The organism is Streptomyces sp. NPDC002265 (genome assembly GCF_040296125.1).
Lineage (GTDB): Bacteria > Actinomycetota > Actinomycetes > Streptomycetales > Streptomycetaceae > Streptomyces.
The window spans coordinates 1-7,093 of the sequence record NZ_JBEOWS010000434.1; the positions used below are offsets into that span (position 1 = coordinate 1).

Consider the following 7,093-nt stretch of genomic DNA (forward strand, 5'->3'; position numbering starts at 1 on the left):
TCCACACCACCCGCGCGCACCCGAACGCCTGGGCCAGCGCACGGCGCTGGGCGGCATCCGGGTAGGCCCGGTAGTTGTAGCGAAGCTGCATGAAAGCGACACTACTGCGATTGGCCTCATGGATGTACAGAACGACTATAGACGTGGCAGGCACGTTGTTTCGGCGATGCATGTGCACTTGGTCTTCGTGACGAAGTACCGGCGCGGGGTGTTCAACGACGAGATGCTGACACGCTGCGCAGAGACGTACCCAGTGCCCTGTCCATGCTGGAGCCGGCCCGGACCGAGGGGCCACTGCAGTTCGAGCAGGCGTCGTACTTCCTGTCGAAGATCGATCTCCGGCGGGGCAAGACGCCGACGATGGCACCCTGGCGCAAACGGCTGTTCATCGCCACCTCCTACATCACCGCGGACGCCGCCGAGTACTTCGGCCTCCCCCGTGACCGCACGGTCATCATGGGCTCGCAGATCGAGGTATAGACGCCGGTCGCCGCACAGCCGTCGTACGGCTGCCATGTGCTGAGCACCGCGCTCGTCACGTACTTCCCTGTCCGGTCGGTGCGGCTTCCCTCGCGTGTACGGCGACCGGCAGCGACACCACCATGGTGAGGCCGCCGCCCGGGGTGTCCTCGGGGCTGAGGGCGCCGTCCATCGCCTCGGTCAGCCCCCGTGCGAGGGCGAGTCCGAGGCCGAGTCCCGTGGTGTTGTCGGTGTCGCCGAGCCGCTGGAAGGGCTCGAAGAGCCGCTCCCGGCCGTCGACGGGCAGCCCGGGCCCACGGTCCACCACCCGCAGTTCCACCCGGCCCGCCAGCGCACTGGCGGTGACCAGCACTTTCCGGCCGTGTGGCGTGTGCCGGGCGGCGTTCCCCGCGAGATTGGCGATCACTCGCTCGAGCAGCGGCGGATCGGCCAGCACTGCCGGGATCGCCTCGAGGTCGGCCACCTCGACGTCCGGCACGTCCGCCAGCGCCATGGGCAGCACCTCCTCCAAGGTGGTGGCCCGCAGGCTGAGGGGCAGGACGCCGGCCTCCAGCCGGCTGAGGTCGAGGAGGTTCTCGACCAGGCGGTTGAGTTTGGCCATGGATTCGTCGGCGGTGGCGAGGAGCTCGTCGCGGTCCTCCTCGGAGAAGGCCACGTCCTGGCTGCGCAGGGATGTGACGGCCGCCCAGCCGGCGGCCAGCGGGGTGCGCAGGTCGTGACCGACCGCCCGCAGCAGGGCCGTGCGCAGCCGGTCGGCGGCCTTCACCGGCTCCACCTCGGCGGCCGCCTCGGCCAGCCGGGACCGCTCCACGGCGGAACCCACGTGCGCGGCGAACGCGGCCAGCACCCGCCGTTCGGACGAGGACAGCGTGCGACCGCGCAGCGCGAGCCAGGCGCCGGGCCCGGCCGGAACGACCGTCATGCCGGGCATGTCGGGCGGCTCGTCCACCAGGTCGGCCGACTCCATGCCGAAGGTTTCGCGGGTGCGCTCCAGCAGGGCCGGAATGGTCGCCTCGCCCCGCACGATGCTGCCCGCCAGGGACGACATGGTCTCCGCCTCGGCCGTCGTGCGGGCGGAGCGGCGCGAGAGCCGCAGTGACCGGTCTACCACCGCGGCCACGACGGCCGCCACCACCACGAACACCCCCAGAGCCACCAGGGCGTTCGGGTCGCTCAGCGTGAAGGCGCCGATGGGCGGGATGAACCAGTAGTTGAGCAGCAGGGACGCCGTCACGGAGGCGATGACCGCCGAGGCCACGCCGCCGATGCAGGCCACGCCCACCACCGCGAGCAGGAACAGCAGGGCTTCGCTGGTCAGGTTCAGCGTGCCCCGCATCTGGGCGAGAGCGAGGGTGAGCAGTACGGGCAGCACCAGTCCGGCAACGGGACCGGCGATGAGCCGGGCCGTGGACAGGGTGCGCCGCCGGGACGGGAGCAGGGTGCCGCGCCCGGACCGCTCATGGGTGACCCGGTGCACGTCGATGTCGCCGGACAGCTCGGTGACCGTCTCCCCGGTGCCGGGCGCGGTCAGAAACCGTGCCAGCCGCCCCCGTCTGCTGGTGCCGAGGACCAGTTGGGTGGCGTTCTCGGCGCGGGCGAAGTCCACCAGGGCGGTGGCGACGTCGTCGCCGACCACCGAGTGGTAGCTGCCGCCGAGGTCCTCCACGAGGCGTCGCTGCCGGGCCAGCGAGGCGTGCGAGACACCGGCCGCGAGGGCGTCGCTGCGGGCCACGTGCACGGCGAGCAGATCACCGCCTGCGGACCGGTCGGCGATCCGGGCGGCCCTCCGTACCAGCGTGTCGCCCTCCGGGCCACCGGTCAGGGCGACGACGACCCGCTCCCGGGTCTCCCACACCCGCCCGATGCCGTGCTGCGAGCGGTATTCCTGCAGGGCCTCGTCCACCCGATCGGCCGTCCACAGCAGCGCCAGCTGGCGCAAGGCCGTGAGGTTGCCGGGGCGGAAGTAGTTGGCGAGGGCGGCGTCGATCTTCTCCGGCGTGTAGATGTTGCCGTGCGCCATCCGCCGGCGCAGCCCTTCGGGCGGCATGTCCACCAGCTCGATCTGGGCGGCACGGCGGACGATCTCGTCGGGCACGGTCTCGTGCTGCGGCACCCCGGTGATCTTCTCGACCACGTCGTTGAGGGACTCCAGGTGCTGGATGTTCAGCGCGGTGATCACGTCGATACCGGCGCCGAGCAGGGTCTCGATGTCCTGCCAGCGTTTGGGGTTGCGGCCCTCCCCGGGGACGTTGCTGTGCGCGAACTCGTCCACGATCGCCACCTGGGGACGCCGGTCGAGGACCGCGCCCAGGTCCATCTCCTCGAACGCACCGCCGCGGTACGAGCAGGACAGACGGCCGACGGCTTCCAGACCGTCGAGCATCGCCTCCGTGTGCCGGCGGCCGTGGCACTCCGCGAACCCGACCACCACGTCCGCCCCTCGTGCGGCACGGCGCCGCCCCTCGTCGAGCATCCGGTAGGTCTTGCCGACCCCCGGGGCCGCACCCAGGTAGACCTTCAGCCGTCCAGGCCGTACGTCACTCATCGCCGTCGACGCTCTCCGCTCACTGATCCGACTCCCTGCGTGGCGAGGGGTTCCTGCTCTCAAGGAAGCCGCATCGCGGAACGATCGGCATGGCTGTTAGCGACTCCTTGGCGGCGCCTGCGAAGACATTGACAGTGCCTTGATGGGGCCCTGGCCCGGTAGGGTGACGGCAGGTGTGCCGGGAAGTCTGGTCGGCCGGGGGCCGGAGCGGCTTCCGCAATCCCCTTCACCCATTCCCGGGGGACGGCATGCGCAGCGTCGGTACGGTTCTCGCCCTTGTGGTTCTCGCCACGGTGGTCGCCACCTTCGCGCGCCGTTGGCGCATACCCGCCCCTTCACTGCTGGTGGTCGCCGGTCTGGCGGTGGCACTGCTGCCGGGTTCGCCGCCGATCCGGATCAGCCCCGAGATCATCGGCCTGGTCGTGCTTCCGCCCCTGCTCTACGCGAGCGCCGAGGACATGCCCTGGCGGGAGCTGCGCGCGGTGTGGAAACCGGTCGGCGTGCTCGCGATAGGGCTGGTGCTCGCCTCCGCGGCGGCCGTCGCCGCGGTCGCCGCCTGGCTCACGCCGCTGTCCTGGCAGATGGCCTGTGTGCTGGGCGCGGTGCTGGCCAGCACCGACCCGGTCGCGGTGACCGCGCTCGGCCGCAGGCTCGCCCTGCCACCCAGGGTGCAGGTCCTGGTGCAGGCGGAGAGCCTGTTCAACGACGCCACCTCCCTGGTGCTGGTCCGCGTGGCGGCGGGCATCGCCATCGCCTCGGCGTCCGCCGACTGGGGCGCAGCGGGCGGCAAGTTCGTGCTGCTCGCGGGCGGCGGCACAGTGATCGGGGCTGCGGTGGCCGCGGTGATCACCCTGATCCGGCGCCGCACCGAGGACCCGGTGCTGGAGACGGTGATCGCCCTGGTCACCCCCTACGCCGCCTACCTGCTCGCGGAGGTCGCGCACACCTCCGGGGTGACCTCCTGCGTGGTCGCCGGGGTGGTGCTCGGCGGCAGGGGTGACCGGCTCACCAACGCCCGCATCCGACTCCAGCTGCACGCCGTGTACGGCACGGTCGTCTTCCTGCTGGAGAGTGTGGTCTTCAGCCTGATCGGGCTGGCTCTCCCGGGGGAGGTGCGGGCGCTGGCCGACGGCGACTCATCCTGGCCGCTGTACGCCCTCGCCGTCGCCGCCACGCTCGTCGCCGTACGGCTGCTGTGGCTGGCGCCGCTGTCGGCGGTCGTGCACCGCAAGGGTGGGATCGGCCGCCTGAACTGGCGTCTGCCCATGGTGCTGACCTGGGCGGGCACCCGTGGGGTGATGCCGCTGGCAGCCGCCCTGTCCATCCCCGAGGTCGCGAGGAACGGCACGCCGCTCACCGACCGGCCGCTGGTTCTGGTCCTGACCACCTCGGTCGTGGTCGTCACTCTCGTCGTCCAGGGTTTCACCCTGGCTCCGGTCGTGCGCGCCTCCGGCATCGCCCTGGAGCCGGCCCACACCGCGCGCGAGGAGGCCCAGGCCCGCTCCCGGCTCGCCCACGCCGGCCTGGCCCGCCTGGAGGAACTGGCGGAACTGGAGGTCGTGCCCGAGGTCGTGCTGGACCGGCTCCGCAGAGGGCTCAACGCCCGGCTCGACGACACCCGCGACCGTCTCGCGGCCGGCCACGGCACCGACGGTACGGCCGCCGAGTCCGCCGGCCTCGTCTACCGCCAGCTCCGCCGTGACCTGATCGCCGTGGAGACGCAGGAGCTCCAGCATCTCTACGACACACACCACATCAGTGACACCACCCGACGGCGCCTCCAGCGCTCCCTCGACCTGGAGGAAGCCCGGCTCGCCGACGTCTGACCGGCGCCGACGGCAGGTCAGCGGAACTCCGCCAGCCGCGGGCGCAGCCCCAACCCGCCCAGCAGCATCGCCGCGCACAACAGCCCGCCCACCCACGGAAGCACGTTGTGCACCGCCGAGCGTCCCTCGGCGACGGAGGAGGCGAAGTGGGCGCGGTTGATGCCCGCCAGCCGGTCCAGCGCGGCCGTCCACGCCTCGAAGTGTGCGTTGGAGGTACCTGGCTGCCAGTCCATGCAGAACTCGACCGCCTGGCGTTCCTCGCCGGCCGCGAGCAGCGCTCGGATCCTCCGGTCGTCCCGCTCGTAGACGGCGTACGTCTCCACGGTCCGCTCCGCCGCGGCCCGCTCACCGGGAAAGGTGATGTTGTCCAGCTCGCGGCGGAACTCGCCGGTGAAGCGCAGATCGTGGTGGTCGCTCCGGTACGCCTGCCAAGTGGTGGCCAGTTCCGCGTCGTACGTCGACAGACTCGCGCCTCTCACGCCGTACAGCGCCTGCGACTTGGCGAGGAAGGAGTCCGCGTACTGCTCGCGGCGCTCCGGGTCGAGCAGGTATCGGCTCTCGTCGGCGTTGGCGTCGGAGGCGACGGCGCGGGCGCGCGCCAGTGCGACGACGGAATCGAAGGCGTCGTGCCGGGCCACCCGCAGACGGTCGGCGGACCCGGAGAGCAACTGCGCGCCGAGGATCACCGCCAGCAGCGTGCACACCGTGGCGGCCAGCAGGCCCGGGTTGAGGATGCGCCGGAAGGTGCGGGCCAGGTACCACTGCAGGACGCCGAGCACGGCCAGCAGGAGTAGACCGACGGCGAGGGCGGCGATCAGCTGCGAGGAGAGGGCTGAGCGGGCCGAGGCGTACTCGGTGTCGAAGTGCGAGTTGTTCGAGGCCACCAAGGTGCGGGCCGCAGGCAGCAGTCGGGTGCGCAACAGGTCCGTCGCCCGGCGGTAGTCGGCGAGGGCGGCCGGTTTCCCGCCGCGTCGGCCGTCGTTCTCCAGAGCCCGGCCGATGAGTTCCTGGTACTCCGCGAAATCGTCGGTCAGCGACTCCACTGTCTTCTCGTCGGCCGTGCTGCCCTGCGCGGCGACGGCAAGGGTCCGCAGGTCATGGCCGATGTCGCGCCGGGCGTCACCGTAGAAAGCGACCCCCTTGAGGTACGGCGTCTGCAGGCGCCCCTCTCCCGCGTCACCGCTCGACAGCAGGATGTTGGCGGCCTGGGCGTCCATGTCGTTCAGCGCCAGGTCGAGGCCGGCGGCGCTGGTGGTGCGAGGGGCGTCGCGATCGGCCACGCTGTTCCAGGTGCCGTTCACGGCCAGCCCGGCCACGAGCACCAGCGCGGCGAGGACGGCGGCGAGCAGGACCGAGGCAGCGCGCAGAAGACGCAGCCGCGCGGGCACGGATGCCCAGTAGCGGCGGCGCAGAGCGGCCCGCGCCGCCTCGACCCGTCGCCCCGGCCGCAGCCCCGGACCCGGTCCGGCCGTCCGCGAATGCCCTCGTCCCCGCGGTCCGGGGCTGCCCCCGGGGCGGGCGACCACGTCACTCCGTGGCGGCGCTGCTTCCCTGGTCCGAGGACCCTGCGCTGATCCGGCCGTGAGAGTCACGGTCCCTCCAACGTCACCACCACGGACGGTCGCCCGTCCCCCGTTGGTGATCAGTCTGCGACCGGACTCGGGCGACGGCGGCGGACCTTGACGGTCCCCTGATGGTTCCTCAGCCTTGTTTGACGACGTCTTGACGGCGTCGGGCGCCCGAGCCGTCCGCGTGTCGGCCGTTCTCCTCCGCACGGGGAAGCGGCCGCGGAACGCGGAGGCCCTCGATGTCGTACGGATGCAGGCGGGCGGCGACGATCCCGGCGAACGATCTGTCGATCTCGGTGCGCGACCCGGCCGCCGGCTGCCCCGCGCCCGGCTGGCCGGCCGACTGCGTCGTCAAGGTCCCGTATCCGTCCGTCAGAGCCCCGTCAGAAACGGCGACTTCGGCTTGCCCGGCAGCTGCGTGACGGCTTCCATGGACGACGTGAACAGCGCCTGGCTCCTGCTCGACCGGCCGCCGAGTCCCGCTCGGCCGTCCCGTCGCGCACCGCGCTGACCGGAAGCGAACGCGACCCGCAGGCATCACGTCCCGTCGATGTCATCCCCTGCGGACGCCGGCGTCCCCCGACGCCGCCTTCCGGACCCGAGGGGCGCCGTGATCAGTTGCGGCGCGGCTCCTTCTTCGTGCTACCCGCATGTCCAGCTCCCCTCGGAGGGGC

General features: G+C 72.0%; 6 protein-coding genes and 1 pseudogene. 3 read left to right on the top strand and 4 right to left on the bottom strand.

Annotated features, from left to right (window positions below; genetic code table 11):
- Nucleotides 1–91, bottom strand: a 91-nt coding sequence (locus ABT085_RS41595) for a helix-turn-helix domain-containing protein (RefSeq protein ID WP_351620869.1), incomplete at its 3' end; no start/stop codon positions are given.
- 27 nt (nt 92–118) lie between these two features.
- Between ABT085_RS41595 and ABT085_RS41600 the strand changes: the two are divergent.
- Nucleotides 119–262: pseudogene (locus tag ABT085_RS41600) on the top strand (transposase); the annotation flags it as partial.
- Nucleotides 263–264: 2 nt separating this feature from the next.
- Complete coding sequence (locus tag ABT085_RS41605) at nt 265–480, top strand: KUP/HAK/KT family potassium transporter (protein ID WP_351620872.1); 216 nt, start codon at nt 265–267, stop codon at nt 478–480.
- Between the two features lie 55 nt (nt 481–535).
- On the opposite strand, the gene ABT085_RS41610 is transcribed toward ABT085_RS41605, so the two are convergent.
- On the bottom strand, nt 536–3,025 hold the full coding sequence (locus ABT085_RS41610) for an ATP-binding protein (RefSeq protein WP_351620849.1): 2,490 nt from the start codon (nt 3,023–3,025) through the stop codon (nt 536–538).
- A 248-nt stretch (nt 3,026–3,273) separates the two neighbouring features.
- Here ABT085_RS41610 and ABT085_RS41615 point away from each other — a divergent pair, with 248 nt between their 5' ends.
- On the top strand, nt 3,274–4,851 hold the full coding sequence (locus tag ABT085_RS41615; RefSeq protein WP_351620857.1) for a Na+/H+ antiporter: 1,578 nt from the start codon (nt 3,274–3,276) through the stop codon (nt 4,849–4,851).
- A gap of 17 nt (nt 4,852–4,868) precedes the next feature.
- Here the strand turns inward: ABT085_RS41615 and ABT085_RS41620 are convergent, their stop codons facing one another.
- Entirely contained in the window at nt 4,869–6,239 is a 1,371-nt protein-coding gene (locus ABT085_RS41620; protein WP_351620860.1) for a GlnX family signal transduction membrane protein, read from the bottom strand.
- Nucleotides 6,240–6,552: 313 nt separating this feature from the next.
- A complete protein-coding gene (locus ABT085_RS41625; RefSeq protein WP_351620867.1) occupies nt 6,553–6,774 on the bottom strand; it encodes a hypothetical protein in 222 nt (73 codons plus the stop codon).
- Between the last annotated feature and the right edge of the window lie 319 nt (nt 6,775–7,093).

Excerpts from the sequence above, each read along its gene's own strand:
- ABT085_RS41615 (WP_351620857.1), top strand. The coding sequence starts at position 3,274 with ATGCGCAGCGTCGGTACGGTTCTCGCCCTTGTGGTTCTCGCCACGGTG.
- ABT085_RS41605 (WP_351620872.1), top strand. The coding sequence starts at position 265 with ATGCTGGAGCCGGCCCGGACCGAGGGGCCACTGCAGTTCGAGCAGGCG.
- ABT085_RS41610 (WP_351620849.1), bottom strand. The coding sequence starts at position 3,025 with ATGAGTGACGTACGGCCTGGACGGCTGAAGGTCTACCTGGGTGCGGCC.